Source organism: Nocardia yamanashiensis NBRC 100130 (assembly GCF_001613325.1).
Taxonomy (GTDB): Bacteria; Actinomycetota; Actinomycetes; order Mycobacteriales; family Mycobacteriaceae; genus Nocardia; species Nocardia yamanashiensis.
In genome coordinates this window covers 1-13,839 of the sequence record NZ_BDCD01000050.1, presented here as the reverse complement: position 1 = coordinate 13,839, position 13,839 = coordinate 1, and the positions used below count along the sequence as shown (strand labels likewise).

The 13,839-nt window shown below is 66.5% G+C and carries 15 protein-coding genes; 6 read left to right on the top strand and 9 right to left on the bottom strand.

Annotated features, from left to right (window positions below):
* Window positions 1–22 precede the first annotated feature (22 nt).
* The 4 genes from NY1_RS39280 to NY1_RS39265 all read right to left on the bottom strand — a co-directional run bounded on the left by NY1_RS39280 (window position 23) and on the right by NY1_RS39265 (window position 2,578).
* Window positions 23–985: an MvdC/MvdD family ATP grasp protein gene (locus NY1_RS39280; protein WP_067722740.1), complete on the bottom strand. Its 963-nt coding sequence runs from the start codon at window positions 983–985 to the stop codon at window positions 23–25.
* An 11-nt stretch (window positions 986–996) separates the two neighbouring features.
* The gene (locus tag NY1_RS39275) at window positions 997–1,458 is read right to left on the bottom strand and encodes a hypothetical protein (protein WP_067722738.1); all 462 of its coding nucleotides are present in this window, start codon (window positions 1,456–1,458) and stop codon (window positions 997–999) included.
* Between the two features lie 193 nt (window positions 1,459–1,651).
* Window positions 1,652–2,068 carry an acyl-CoA thioesterase gene (locus NY1_RS39270; RefSeq protein ID WP_067722736.1) on the bottom strand — a complete coding sequence of 139 codons (417 nt, stop codon included), beginning with the start codon at window positions 2,066–2,068 and terminating at the stop codon, window positions 1,652–1,654.
* Between the two features lie 87 nt (window positions 2,069–2,155).
* Complete coding sequence (locus tag NY1_RS39265) at window positions 2,156–2,578, bottom strand: cupin domain-containing protein (RefSeq protein WP_439956072.1); 423 nt, start codon at window positions 2,576–2,578, stop codon at window positions 2,156–2,158.
* A 146-nt stretch (window positions 2,579–2,724) separates the two neighbouring features.
* Here NY1_RS39265 and NY1_RS39260 point away from each other — a divergent pair, with 146 nt between their 5' ends.
* On the top strand, window positions 2,725–3,231 hold the full coding sequence (locus NY1_RS39260; RefSeq protein ID WP_067722732.1) for a MarR family winged helix-turn-helix transcriptional regulator: 507 nt from the start codon (window positions 2,725–2,727) through the stop codon (window positions 3,229–3,231).
* 4 nt (window positions 3,232–3,235) lie between these two features.
* Here NY1_RS39260 and NY1_RS39255 read toward each other — a convergent pair whose 3' ends face one another.
* Both NY1_RS39255 and acnA read right to left on the bottom strand, forming a co-directional pair.
* Window positions 3,236–3,802, bottom strand: a complete 567-nt coding sequence (locus NY1_RS39255) for a TetR/AcrR family transcriptional regulator (protein ID WP_067722730.1) — start codon at window positions 3,800–3,802, stop codon at window positions 3,236–3,238.
* Between the two features lie 183 nt (window positions 3,803–3,985).
* The gene (gene acnA, locus NY1_RS39250) at window positions 3,986–6,778 is read right to left on the bottom strand and encodes an aconitate hydratase AcnA (protein WP_067722783.1); all 2,793 of its coding nucleotides are present in this window, start codon (window positions 6,776–6,778) and stop codon (window positions 3,986–3,988) included.
* A 199-nt stretch (window positions 6,779–6,977) separates the two neighbouring features.
* On the opposite strand from acnA, the gene NY1_RS39245 reads away from it, so the two are divergent.
* The 3 genes from NY1_RS39245 to NY1_RS39235 all read left to right on the top strand — a co-directional run bounded on the left by NY1_RS39245 (window position 6,978) and on the right by NY1_RS39235 (window position 9,436).
* Window positions 6,978–7,529 carry an Rv1476 family membrane protein gene (locus NY1_RS39245; RefSeq protein WP_067722728.1) on the top strand — a complete coding sequence of 184 codons (552 nt, stop codon included), beginning with the start codon at window positions 6,978–6,980 and terminating at the stop codon, window positions 7,527–7,529.
* Between the two features lie 238 nt (window positions 7,530–7,767).
* Window positions 7,768–9,183, top strand: a complete 1,416-nt coding sequence (locus NY1_RS39240; protein WP_218028557.1) for an NlpC/P60 family protein — start codon at window positions 7,768–7,770, stop codon at window positions 9,181–9,183.
* Between the two features lie 28 nt (window positions 9,184–9,211).
* Entirely contained in the window at window positions 9,212–9,436 is a 225-nt protein-coding gene (locus tag NY1_RS39235; RefSeq protein WP_157762778.1) for a hypothetical protein, read from the top strand.
* Window positions 9,437–9,534: 98 nt separating this feature from the next.
* On the opposite strand, the gene NY1_RS39230 is transcribed toward NY1_RS39235, so the two are convergent.
* The 3 genes from NY1_RS39230 to NY1_RS39220 all read right to left on the bottom strand — a co-directional run bounded on the left by NY1_RS39230 (window position 9,535) and on the right by NY1_RS39220 (window position 10,616).
* Complete coding sequence (locus NY1_RS39230; protein WP_067722724.1) at window positions 9,535–9,888, bottom strand: hypothetical protein; 354 nt, start codon at window positions 9,886–9,888, stop codon at window positions 9,535–9,537.
* Window positions 9,881–10,186, bottom strand: a complete 306-nt coding sequence (locus tag NY1_RS39225; protein WP_067722722.1) for a hypothetical protein — start codon at window positions 10,184–10,186, stop codon at window positions 9,881–9,883. The genes NY1_RS39230 and NY1_RS39225 overlap by 8 nt, the downstream gene beginning before the upstream one ends.
* 91 nt (window positions 10,187–10,277) lie before the next feature.
* A complete protein-coding gene (locus NY1_RS39220; protein WP_218028556.1) occupies window positions 10,278–10,616 on the bottom strand; it encodes a patatin-like phospholipase family protein in 339 nt (112 codons plus the stop codon).
* Between the two features lie 732 nt (window positions 10,617–11,348).
* On the opposite strand from NY1_RS39220, the gene NY1_RS39210 reads away from it, so the two are divergent.
* Window positions 11,349–12,455, top strand: coding sequence for a trans-sulfuration enzyme family protein (locus NY1_RS39210; RefSeq protein ID WP_067722716.1), 1,107 nt, complete (start codon window positions 11,349–11,351; stop codon window positions 12,453–12,455).
* A gap of 160 nt (window positions 12,456–12,615) precedes the next feature.
* Window positions 12,616–13,839 (top strand): 4Fe-4S dicluster domain-containing protein (locus NY1_RS39205; RefSeq protein WP_157762776.1); only part of this gene is annotated, 1,224 nt, incomplete at its 3' end.

Here is a 13,839-nt window from a genome sequence, read left to right as displayed (position 1 = left end):
GCCCGGTCGCCGGCCAGTGCGGTCAGCGGCCGTTCACGGTGCCGTCGCCGTACACCAGCAGGTTCGACAGGCTCTGGAAGATCGGCAGCCCGGTCTTGATCTCCAGGTAGGCGAACTGGCCCTGCGGGTTCACCTCCAGGAACCAGAACTCGCCGTCCCGGCCGACGCGCAGATCCAGCACGCCGAAAGCCAGTCCCAGCGCGCCCATCAGCGTGGTCAGGGACTTGCTCACCGAGGCGGGCAGGCGGTCGGCGGTGAACGCCACCGAGGTGTCCAGGCGCGAATCCACCCGCCCCACACCGGATTGCGAGTCGATCCGCACCACCCATTCGATGCCGTCCACCCACACGATGCGCAGATCGCATTCGGCGTGCACGTAATCCTGGAAGATGGTCGGCGAGTCGCTGATCGTCGTCAAGCGGGGCAGATCGGCCGGCGTCACGATGCGCGTCTCGGTGAACGCGCCGCGCCCGGTGCCGGTGCGCTTGTAAACCACTGGACCGGGCCGGGATTCGATGAAGCCGCGCGCCTCGTCCGGATCATTGGTGATGAGCGTTTCCGGCACCGCGAACCCCGCGCGGTGCGCCGTCTCCAGCTGCACGATCTTGCGGCTGGCGGTGCGGTCGGCGCCCGGGTCGTTGACCCACAACGCCGGCATGGACCACAGCAGGCCCTGTAGGAAGCCGTCGCATTCGGCGCGGCGGTAGGCGTCGTCCTCGGCGCGGGCGCTGACCGGCACCGCGCACGGATGCGGGCGCCGCCACCAGACCGAGGTGACATCGTCCAGGCCCAGGACATGGGACAGTGAGCGGGCGGTGCCGTCGCGGCCGAGGCGGAAAGTGCCGTGCTCGCGCGGGAAGTCGCGCATATCGAGTCGAATCGCGGTGTGCGCGTGATGCTTCCGCAGCGTGGCGGCGAGCGCGTCGCCGTGCAGGTCTTCGGCTTCGGTGACGATGAGCACCGACCCCGTGGTGCGGGGGGCCATGCGGGGAACCGTCAATCCAGGCTGTCGCAGGCGACGCCGTCGTCACTGCCGTTGTGCGAGCGGGTCTGGACGCAGGTCATGGTGGCCCCGCCGATGCCGGGCGCGGGCGCGAGTTCGAGTCCGCGCGCCCAGATTTCGGTGAGCCGCCGCAATTCGTCGTCGCCGCGGGCGGGGGAGTACTGCTGGGGCAGGGTCAGCGGGCGTTCGGTCCGCTCGATGCGACGGCGCTGCGTGAAATCGGCTGTGACGCCGTCACGCACCCGCACCAGCACCGGACGGCCCTCGCAAGAGCCCTGCGCCACCGCAATATCCCAGTCGGTGACTTCGACGATATCGCTCCACCGGAAGGTCCAGGTGCCGTCGGAGACGCGCACGCTGACATGACGGTCGGTGGCTGCTACGAGGTAGCCGGATAGCGGTGGCGCGATGGCCCCGGGCGGGGCCGAAGTGCTGCGGTGGAGGGCGCCGGTCATGCTGAACTCCGATCTGCTCGGGATTTGCTGCGGGGCCGAGCGTGACCTGAATCATATCCCGCTACGCCCCCTGATCGGTCCGCATCGAGAGATTTCCGCGCACCCGGCAAACTTCGCCGGGTGCGCGGAAACCACTTGGGCCTAAAGATTTTCGCTCCGCGCCGGGACGGACCCGCAGGCGCTCAGCGACTGCTCAGAGACCGAGTACCTCGGGCGATTCGGCGATCTCGCGCAATGCCGCCCCCGGATCCGCAACCAGTTTGCGGGCTCGTAGATCCATCACCCCGCCGACCACGTCGATCTGCGCCGATACGGTCCCGTCCAGCTTGGTGACCAGCTGGTGCATCTTGAAGATCTTGCCGCCGGCCCATTCGAACTCGCAGCTCACCGTGACTTCGTCGCCGCCGTGCAGCTCACGGAAGTACTTGATGTTGTTCTCCAGCACGATCGGCCCGATGCCGGAGGCGATCATCTTCTCCTCCTGGATACCGGCCGCCCGCAACAACTCCCATCGGGCGTGCTCGGCGTACTGCAGGTATACGGCCTGGTTGAGATGGCCGTTGATATCGAGCTCGTAGCCGCGAACGGTGACGGGAACGGAGAAAGCCATATAACCCACAACTCGCTGCCGACCGGTCGCATTTCCGAGTATGCCGTGGTCTGCGGCACATTTTCGGCGATTGCCGAGCTATCGGGCCTACTTGCGGTTGGCGTTGCGTTCACGCCACCAGTCCGGCGCGTCCACGAAATGGTTGTCGTACTCGTCCTGGGCCGCGGCCAGTTCCTCGAAGCCCGACTCGCCCTTGCTGATGCGGTCCAGTAGCCGGAAATAGCCGAATCGCTCGACGCCGGGCATGAGCGCGATCATGATCCGTGCCCCGCTGTCCGGGGTGGCGCCGAAGGCGTGCGGCATGAGCTTCGGGGCGATGATCGACCCGCCCGCGCCGACGGTGACGATCTCGTCCCCGGCCAGCAGCTGCAGTTCCCCGTCCGCGACGTAGAACAGCTCGTCGGACAGCGTGTGATAGTGCGGCGCCGCCCCGTCCGCGCCCTGCGCCATGGTGACCTCGAGGGTGCTGACCGTGCCGTGCGCCTCGTTGGCGTCGATCAGCAGTCGCATGGTGACCGCGGGCGTCACGAGCACCTCGCCCTGCTGTGGCTGACGGATGATGACCGGTCGCGAGGTGGTGTTCATGGCAAGCTCCGAACTATTCGGTGGTTTATAATTCGCTACCGAACTATATCGGACCGAATAGAATCCTGTCCATGGGTGAAGCGAAGGAAGACGCGGTGGATGCCATTACGGCGCAGTGGCGGCGGGAACGACCGGACCTCGAGCTCGAGGCGATGAGCATCATCGGCCGGCTCGGGCGGCTCTCGGTTGTCGCCGGCCAGCGGATCGAAGCCGTCTTCGCCGCGCACGGCTTGCAGCGCGGCGAGTTCGATGTGCTTGCGGCACTGCGTCGTTCGGGGGAGCCCTACGAGCTCAACCCGTCGGTGCTCGCGGATACGCTCATGCTCTCGCGGGCGGGTATGACGGGCAGACTGGATCGTCTGGAATCGGCGGGCCTGGTGCGGCGCAATGCCGACGCGGGGGATCGGCGGGCGGTGAAGGTCGCCCTGACCGATCGCGGCCTGGAACTCATTGACCTGGTCGTCACTGAGCACGTGGAGAACGAAACCGCCTTGCTCTCGGTGCTTTCCGCACCGGATCGGGCGCAGCTCGACCGCATCACCAGGCTGCTGCTGGCGGACCTCGAGGCCCGCCCCTGAGCGATTACTGCTTGCGCCGGACCGAGGCCTCGACGAGATCCAGCACGGCTTCGAGATTGTCGTTGGCGTGCCCGGAGGCGATCCGTGCGATGAGACCGTCCAGCACCAGATCGAGATAGCCGAGCAGGACCTCGGTCGGCACATCGTCGCGCAGCGCGCCGGCGGCCTTGCGGCGCTCGAGGCGGGCCACGGTGGCGGCGGTCAGCTCGACCGAGCGCTCTTCCCAGTTGGCGCGGAAATCGGGATCGTTGCGCAGCCGGCGGGCGATCTCCAGGCGGGTGCCCAGCCAGTCGAAATCCTCGGGGTGGGCGAGCATATCGCGCATCACCTGGATCAGACCCTGGGTGGCCGCGACCTCGGCCATCCGGCCCGCGTCCTCCTGGGCCAGCGCCAGGAACAGCGCGTCCTTGTCGCGGAAGTGGTGAAAGATGGCGCCCCGGGACAGTCCGGTGGCCTCTTCGAGGCGACGCACGGTCGCGCCCTCGTAGCCGTACTCGGCGAAGCAACTGCGGGCTCCGTCGAGGATCTGGCTGCGCCGGGCGGCGAGGTGGTCGTCACTGACCTTGGGCACTGGGCTCCTCCGAAACGTGTTGTGCGGGATCTCCGTACCGATCTTGCGACCGGGACGGAGATCCCGCACGAGCGACGAGCGAAGCGATCCGGGTGGATCGCGTGGCGGGCACCGGTGAAAACCGGTGCCCACCACCACAACTCGGCTGTGAAACAGCCCTTCACAGCCGAGCGGCGGGCAATACTAGCCGCGAATCATGTTGCGCAGCACGAACTGCAGGATGCCGCCGTTGCGGTAGTAGTCGGCCTCACCGGGGGTGTCGATGCGGACGACCGCGTCGAACACGACCTTCTCGCCGTTCTCCTTGGTGGCGGTCACCTTCAGAGTCTTCGGAGTCACACCCTCGTTCAGCTTGGTGATGCCCTCGATGTCGAAGGTTTCGGTGCCGTCCAGGCCGAGCGACGCGGCGCTCTCGCCCTTCGGGAACTGCAGCGGCACGACGCCCATACCGATCAGGTTGGAGCGGTGGATGCGCTCGAACGACTCGGTGATGACGGCCTTGACGCCCAGCAGGCTGGTGCCCTTGGCGGCCCAGTCACGCGAGGAACCCGAGCCGTACTCCTTGCCGCCCAGCACGACCAGCGGGATGCCCGCGGCCTGGTAGTTCTGCGAGGCGTCGTAGATGAACGCCTGCGGGCCACCGGGCTGGGTGAAGTCGCGGGTGTAACCGCCCGAGACGTCGTCCAGCAGCTGGTTGCGCAGCCGGATGTTGGCGAAGGTGCCGCGGATCATGACCTCGTGGTTGCCACGACGCGAACCCAGCGAGTTGTAGTCCTTGCGCGCCACGCCGTGCGAGTCCAGGTACTGCGCGGCCGGGGTGCCCGGCTTGATCGGACCGGCGGGGGAGATGTGGTCGGTGGTGACCGAATCGCCCAGCAGCGCCAGGACGCGCGCGCCCTTGATGTCCGCAACCGGAGCCGGCTCCATCTGCATGCCGTCGAAGTACGGCGCCTTGCGGACGTAGGTCGAGTTCTCGTCCCACGCGAAGGTGTCGCCCTCGGGGGTGTTCAGGCCCTGCCAGCGCTGGTCACCGTCGAACACGGTGGCGTAGGACTTGGTGAACATGTCCCGGCTGATCGCCGACTTGATGGTGTCGTCGATCTCCTGCGCGGACGGCCAGATGTCCTTCAGGAAGACGTCGTTGCCGTCCTTGTCCTGACCCAGGGCATCGGTTTCGAAGTCGAAGTCCATGGTGCCGGCCAGGGCGTAGGCGATGACCAGCGGCGGGGAGGCCAGGTAGTTCATCTTGACGTCCGGCGAGATACGACCCTCGAAGTTACGGTTGCCCGAGAGCACCGCGGTGACCGAGAGGTCGTTGTCGTTGATCGCCTTGGAGATCTCCTCCGGCAGCGGACCGGTGTTGCCGATGCAGGTGGTGCAGCCGAAGCCACCCACGTAGAAGCCGAGCTTCTCGAGGTACGGCCACAGGCCGGCCTTCTCGTAGTAGTCGGCGACGACCTGCGAGCCCGGTGCCATGTTGGTCTTGACCCACGGCTTGGAGGACAGGCCCTTCTCGACCGCGTTGCGTGCCAGCAGGGCCGCGCCCAGCATGACCGACGGGTTCGAGGTGTTGGTGCAGGAGGTGATGCCCGCGACCACGACGGCGCCGTGATCCAGGACGAAGTCACCGCGCTCCGGGTCGGAGACCTTGACCGGCTTGGACGGACGGCCCGCGTTGCCATTGGCGGCGGTCGGGACGGCGTTGTCGTCGAAGGCGGTGCCGGAGGCGACCGGATCGCTGGCCGGGAAGGACTCCTCGATCGCCTCGTCCAGTGCGGTGTGCGGGACCGGATCGTTGGTGTAGGTGCGGATGTCCTTGCGGAACGCGTTCTTGCTGTCCGACAGCAGGATTCGGTCCTGCGGGCGTTTCGGGCCGGCGATGGACGGCACCACGGTGCTCAGGTCCAGCTCCAGGTACTCCGAGTACGCGGGCTCGTTGTCGGCGTCGTGCCACAGGCCCTGTTCCTTGGCGTACGCCTCGACGAGCGCGAGCTGCTCGTCGCTGCGGCCGGTCAGGCGCAGGTAGTTGATGGTCTCCTCGTCGATCGGGAAGATCGCGGCGGTGGAGCCGAATTCGGGGGACATGTTGCCCAGGGTGGCGCGGTTGGCCAGCGGCACCTCGGCGACGCCCTTGCCGTAGAACTCGACGAACTTGCCGACCACACCGTGCTTGCGCAGCATGTCGGTGACGGTGAGCACCACGTCGGTGGCGGTGACGCCCGGCTTGATCTCACCGGTCAGCTTGAAGCCGACGACGCGCGGGATCAGCATGGAGACCGGCTGGCCCAGCATGGCGGCCTCGGCCTCGATGCCGCCGACGCCCCAGCCCAGCACGCCCAGGCCGTTGACCATGGTGGTGTGCGAGTCGGTGCCGACACAGGTGTCGGGGTAGGCCTGGCCGTTGCGGACCATGACGGTCGGGGCCAGGTATTCGATGTTCACCTGGTGCACGATGCCGACGCCCGGCGGGACGACCTTGAAGTCGTCGAACGCGCCCTGGCCCCAGCGCAGGAACTGGTAGCGCTCGCCGTTGCGCTGGTACTCCAGGTCGACGTTGCGCTCGAGGGCGTCGGCGGTGCCGAACACGTCGAGGATGACCGAGTGGTCGATGACCATGTCGGCGGGGGAGAGCGGGTTGACCTTGTTCGGGTCGCCGCCGAGGGTGGTGACGGCCTCACGCATGGTGGCGAGGTCGACGATGCAGGGCACGCCGGTGAAGTCCTGCATGATCACGCGGGCGGGCGTGAACTGGATCTCGGTGTCCGGCTCGGCGCTCGGGTCCCAGTTCGCGAGGGCGCGGATCTGGTCGGCGGTGATGTTCGCGCCGTCTTCGGTGCGAAGCAGGTTCTCCGCCAGCACCTTCAGGGCGTAGGGCAGCTTCTCGGTGCCGGGCACGGCCGCGAGGCGGAAGATCTCGTAAGAGTTGCTTCCGACCTCGAGGGTGCCTTTGGCGCCAAAAGTATCGATACTCGTCACGTTCAGCTCCACTCGTCTGTGAATGGGGGCCACCGGCGGGGCTGTGCCGATGGCTCGTCGAGGCGCGGGCCTCGTCCGGTTTCCAACCCTAACAGTACGCTTGTCCTGTGAACGCATCGGGGAGGTCCCCGGGCATCGGAAGCAGCTTACGGCGTGCCGTGGTGAGGTGATGTGACAAGCGGTCGCGTACTGTGCGTTCGTGACCGTCTCGCGTAACGCGGTTTTCAGCCCGCTGAAGGCGGAGCTACCGCCGAACACCGACCTGAAGTCGATCCGCCTGGATCTGGCCGACAATCACGTCGCCGCGCCCAAGAATCGGGACCAGGACGGCCTGGCCGCCATCGCCGCCGAGGCGCGCGAGCACGGCATCGATCTCAATATCGTTGTGGTGCAGGGCAACCCCGGCATCGAGGCGAACCTGCGCGATCTGGCCACCGAGGTGGGGGTGCAGGAGCACGGCACGGTGCTGGTGCTCTCCGACGATTGGGTGGGCACCTACAGCGACACCTTCACCCGCGCCCGGCTGGAATGGGCCGAGGACAAGGCCAAGTACCGCGGGCCCGAGCACACCGAGGAGGCGGCGCGGGTCTTCGTCGATCGCCTGGAGCAGCCCGAGGGACTTTCCTGGACCGTCATCACGCTGATCGTGCTGGCCGGGCTGCTCGCCGTCATCGGCGGGCTGTACGTGGTGAAGACCAAGCGCGCCAAGACCGATCCGCCCTCGGAGCGACCGCTCACCCCCGTCGGCTGAACGCTCCGTTCGCACCGACCCTCCCGTACTGACACGCCGAACCGCCGGAAATCCTTCCAGCAGTTCGGCGTTTCGTGTTGCTGGAGATATGCCGCCTGATCAGGCAAATTGCTAGCAACGTCTGAATTACACCTTTGTCATTGTGGCGTGGCTGAGCCACCCGCTAATCGAAGTGACGTACGGTTTCGCGATGGCACGGTTGGGGATGAAGTGCCGGATGGGACTCCAGGGAGGTGTGATGCGACGACCGGCATGGGGGCGGACGCGCCCGGTTCATGTCGCCACAGAGTTGCTGATCGCGGTGCTGGTGCTGGCGGTCGGCATCGGCGCCGGACACGCGGCGCCGCCACCGCCCAATCCCAGCGACAGCGAGATCGCCGACGCCGGAGCGCAAGTCGACGCGGGCGTCGGCCAGGTCGGCGTGCTCATCAACCAGGTCGCGACCGCCGAACAGCAGCTGCAGCAGCTCGACGATGCCGTGGCCGTGCGCCGCGAAGCCGTCAACAAGGCCCTGGTGGACCTGCAGATCGCGCGTGATGCCGCCGATGCCGCGGCCCGCGCGGTCGCCCAGTGCCAGACCGATCTCACCGCCGCCGGCGTGAAAGTCGATGCCGCACACGGTGACTTCGACAAATACGTGACCCAGGTCTACATGCGTCCCGGCTCGAATTCGCTGGTCAACTACCTCGCGGCGCCCACGCCCGAGATCGCTCTGGACCGCGCTCAGATCCTCACCATCAAATCCCTGAACCAGCAGCAGGTGGTCAACGGCCTGCGCCGCGCCCAGGTCGATCAGGCCAACAAGACCGCCGTCGCCCGCCAGGCACAGCAGACCGCCGACGCCGCCGCGGCCGACGCCGACGCGAAGAAGACCGAAGCCCAGAACGCCGTTACCACCGCCCAGGCCGAACTGAACCAGCAGGCCGCCCGCCGCAACGACCTGGTGGCCCAACGCGATTCGGCCCAGCAGCGCCTGGACGCCGCCCGCGCCACCGTCACCGGCCTGCAATCCCAGCGCGACGCCTACACCGCCTGGGAAAACCAGCGCCGCGCCGACGAGGCAGCCGCCCGCGCCGCCGCCTCCGAGGCCGCCGCCCGCGTCAACGCCGACCACCGCGCCAACGGCCTCGCCAACGACGCCGCCGCCGGCCACCGCCCGCACTCCCTGATCGACAATTCCCCCGCCCCCTCCCGCTCCGGCCAGCAAGCCACCCGCCCCTCCGGCTCCCGCTCCCAACTCATCGAAGTAGTGGTCGACCGAGCCATGGCCCAGTTGGGTGAGGACTACGCCTGGGGCGGCGGCGACGAATCCGGCGCCACCCTCGGCATCCGCGACGGCGGCGTAGCCGACTCCTACGGCGACTACGCCAAAACCGGCTTCGACTGCTCCGGCCTCATGATCTACGCCTTCGCCGGCATCGGCGTCTCCCTCCCGCACTACAGCGGCTACCAATACACCATGGGCTCCCGCGTCCCCGTCTCCGAACGTGAACGCGGCGACATGCTCTTCTGGGGCCCCGGCGGCAGCCAGCACGTAGCTCTCTACCTCGGCGGCGGGAAAATGGTCGAGGCTCCGCAATCCGGTGAGGTGGTACGGGTTTCGCCCGTCCGCGAAGACGGCATCATGCCCTACGCGGTCCGCATCATCTCCTGACGCGTGTATCGAGGTCAACGACTGCGTGTTGGCCACCAAGAAGACCGGCGAGGGTTCGGTCACCGGCTTGCACGCAGGCCGCAGCATCGACAACTGGGACGCCAGTATCGACCTGACGGACGGTCGGATCCTGGGTCGGACCGCTGCTGATATGCGCGCCACTGGTGAAGAGCTGTTCGCCGAGGCGCTGGCACATCTGTTGATCGTCGAGACCGAGTTGGCATCTGGTCGCCATAGCGACGAGGAGGCCTGAAGGACCCGTGTGTTCGCCGTTCGGTGATCCAGTTCCTGTCCGACCGCTATCCCGCAGTCGTCGGCGACGAGGATCGTGACTATGTAGTTCGATCGGTGTCAGGCGGCGTGGCCGGGGCGATGGGACAGCTGTGCCAACGCCTCGTCGACCGCGCGTGTCGCGATCGCGCGCGCCTCGGTCAAGGGCACCATTTCCGGCTCGTCGCTGTAGGCGTCCTTCAGATCTCGCTCGGCCAGCCACCGGAAGTAGGCGCTCTTGGTCATGCCGAGTTGCTCCGCACGCAATCCGACCCGTATATCGAGTTCCTTGGGCATCTTGACCGACCGTGCCTCCATGCCGGTGCCGGTGCCGGACGTCGAGACGGCGGGCGTGCTGCCGCGCTCGAGACGTGCCAGGATCTGCGCCATCTCCTGTGGAGTGACGGCGTCGGTGTGGGTGCTGTTGTCAGTCATTGCGGGCCTCCCACTGGATGAACTCAGCGATCTCGATGGCGGTCAACGGGCGGACATCAACGATGTAGAAGTCGGGCGGGGTTATCCGTCCGGTTAGCTGGACGGGCTGCCCGTTGTCGGTGCGCATCCACAGCTGGAACATCAGCCAGCCAGTCGCTTGGTCGTAGGCGGGCTCGCCCCAGGCCCGGCGTTGTCCGGCCAGCCATCGTCGCATCAGGGTGAGGACTTGCTCCGGCGTGAGATCGACACCGGCGGCAGCCATCATCTGCGCTAACCCGTAATAGAGTTTTATGGGCACCCGGTCGAGACTACCCCTGGACAATACGAGACTACCATGGCGGCCGGGCGTACGACACGCCCGAATCGCGGCACGCCATCGCAGAGGTCAACTAGGCTGCGCGGGAGTTTCGGTCCATTGCCAAACGGCCGACTTCGCGTCGTGCGGCGTCGCGGTCCCGGGATCGATCGAAAAGTAGGCCGAACACGGTGGCGGCCAGTTCGAATTTCACTACCGAAGGCGGTTGGGTACTGCCGGGTGGTCGCGGATCATCGGCGGCGCCCACCACCGCGCCGGCGGATGTGCCGACTATCGAGTCGGCCGCCGCCAAATCGATGCCCCGGCGGCGCAATTCGGCGGCCAGTCCCGCCATCCACGCCGCGCCGGGAACGCCGCCACCACCCAGAATCACTGAGCGTCGAACCGTTTCCCCGGACGCTCGATCGACCATGCGACTCTCCATGTCGCGATCCTAAATGACCACGGCCGCAATGAAAGTCGGCAATTGAATAGTTTCGACCGGTAGTCGACACTGCGCAGACAGCCTCGTCGATGTCCACTGCGGCACTCCATTGTGTCGAGCCCCGACTTCCGGTGCTCCAATAGAGTCGCTCGCCGGAGGGTTGCCACGCGACCGGGAAACTACGTATCGGGTACTTATTTCAGCGAATATTCGAGGTCAGGTAGGGGTCGGGCAGAAAGGCTCACAAATCGCGGGCGGAGGTGGGGGTGGTGACTCATCGAATTCGGCGTGGTCGACGAGGATCGCGATCAGCACGACCGCCCCGATCACCAATCCTGCCGTGATCGTTACGACCGCCCAATTGAGCCGCGGAAAACTGAAGACCTCGGTTCCGTCGTCCAGCACGAGCAGTACCACCGCCGCGCTACCCGAGGACCGGGCCAGTTGTGACAGCACTGCTCCGCGCCACCAGTTTCCGGTACTTCCAGCCACGAGCCTGATCCAATACTCCGCAATCCGTCATGATCGACACTGTCAACGCTACGCGCGACCTGCGGCAATAGCTTTTGGCTATGTCATGAATCCCATTACGGGATCAGTACGGTTCGGTCTGCATCGGAGATCGAAACGGCTGCAGCGGATAACCGGACGCGCGGTGAACCCGTTCTTGCCGCCCTGCACAATCCGCAATCGCCACCTGTCGCTGCTTACAGTGCAGGCATGACGCTTGATCTAGATCCCTCCACCGTTGTCGTGCACGCCGGCCGGCCCGCTCGGGTCCCGGACGCACCGCTGGGCGGGTCGCCCGTTTTCAGTTCGACCTACATCGCGGGTGGCGATATGGGCTATGGCCGTTTCGGCAACGATGCCTGGACGGCGCTCGAGGAGACCCTCGGCGCGTTGGAAGGCGGACGCTGCCTGAGCTTCGCTTCGGGGATGGCGGCCGCCGCCGCGATCTGCGATCTGGTGCCGGTCGGTGGGCGCGTGGTCGCGCCGCAGCATGCCTACAGTGGCGTGCTCGCGCTGCTGGATCAGCAGGCGGCGACGGGGCGGCTCACGGTCGACCGCGTGAGTGTTGTCGATACCGCCGGGGTGTCGGCCGCGGTCGCCGGTGCGGACCTGCTGTGGATCGAGTCGCCGACCAACCCGGCCATGGAGGTCGCGGACCTCCCGGCACTTGCGGCGGCGGGTCGTGCCGCGGGCGCAACCGTCGTGGTGGACAACACCTTTGCCACGCCGCTGCTGCAACAGCCGCTGTCCATGGGCGCCGACATCGTGCTGCACTCGGCGACCAAGTTCATCGCGGGTCACTCGGATGTCGTACTCGGCGCTGTCGTCACCAACTCGGATGAGCGGTGGGCGGCCCTGGAATTGCGCCGTCGAAGCCTCGGTGCGATCCCCGGTCCGATGGAGGCCTGGCTGGCGCTGCGTGGACTGCGCACGCTCGCACTGCGATTGGAGCGCGCCCAGTCGAACGCCGCGTTCCTGGCGGCGCGACTGCTCGAGCATCCGCGCGTGAGCCGGGTCCGCTATCCGGGTCTGCCGGAGGACTCGGGTCATGCCCGAGCGGCCGCGCAGATGTCCGGCTTCGGCGCCATTCTCGCTTTCGAACTCGGTGGCGATGCCGCTGGGGCCCAACGTGTTTGCGAAAGCACCGACCTCTGGGTGCACGCCACCAGTCTCGGCGGCGTCGAGTCCATGCTCGAGCGGCGGCGGCGCTGGGCCATCGAAGTTCCGACCATCCCGGCCGATCTCATCCGCCTGTCGGTCGGCATCGAACATCCGGATGATCTGTGGGCCGATTTGGCGCAGGCCCTGAAGTCCTAGCGCCGCATCGCCGATGCCGAAGCAACTTGACGGTGTCCGAATGATGCTTCCGCGCCAAGGGAATCGGTGATAGCTTGGCATCGGACGTTGAAGTTACTGACGGGTAACATGCGGTTGTGTTGCCGTGCAGTGCATTTCGGATGCAGGGGGGTCGAAGGCTGTGAATGCCGCGACGATCACATTGGGGACCATCGGCGCTGTGATCAGCGCGCTGTGCTGGGCGACGTTGTTCGTCGGCGCGCGGCGGATGGTGCGGATCATCGGTGCGGGGCAGGCGGATCGGTCGCGATGGCGGCCGGTTCTGCCACGGGTGCGGACCGTGCTGGTGGAGGTCGCGGCGCATACCCGGATGAACAAGTTCCGGACCGTCGGATGGGCGCACTGGCTGGTCATGGTCGGGTTCCTGCTCGGGATGGTGCTCTATTTCGAGTCGTACGGGCAGACATTCGATCCGGAGTTCGGCTGGCCTTGGGTGGGCGAGACGTATGGGTATCACCTGCTGGAGGAGATACTCGCGCTCACAACAATTGTCGGGATCCTCGCGCTCATCGCCATTCGACAACTGAATCATCCGCGACGGCCCGAGCGGCTCTCGCGGTTCGGTAGATCGAATTTCAAGGCCGCGTATGCGATCGAGGCGATCGTGGTGGTGCACGGATGCAGTGATGTGCTGGTGAAAGCGGGCCGGATCGCGACCTACGGGGGCGGGCACGTGTCCTCCGATTTCGTCACGATGCAGGTCGCGCGGTTGCTGCCGGTCAGTCCGGTGCTGATCTCGGTATTCGCGTTCGTGAAGATGCTGGCCGGTGCGGCATTCCTGGTGCTGATCGGGCGCTATCTGACGTGGGGTGTTGCGTGGCATCGGATTTCGGCGTTCGCGAATATCTACTTCAAGCGCGAGCGTGACGGTGGGGTGGCGCTCGGAGCGGCCAAGCCGATGATGTCCGGCGGTGTGGTGCTCGATATGGAGGCCGCCGACCCTGACGTGGATGCGTTCGGGTCAGGCAAGGTCGAGGATTTCAGCTGGAAGGCATTGCTGGACTTCACCACGTGCACCGAATGCGGGCGCTGCCAGAGTCAGTGCCCGGCATGGAATACCGGAAAACCGTTGTCGCCCAAGCTGCTGATCATGTCGCTGCGCGATCACACGTATGCGAAGGCTCCGTATCTGCTGGCTGGGAACGGTGAGAAGAAGCTCGGCAAACTCACCGAAGCTGAACGTGCGGAAGGGGAGCGGCCGCTCGTCGCGCACGGAGACGGGGTCATCGATCCTGAGGTGTTGTGGAGCTGCACGACCTGTGGTGCGTGTGTGGAGCAGTGCCCGGTCGATATCGAGCATGTGGACCACATCATCGATATGCGCCGCTACCAGGTGCTGATCGAG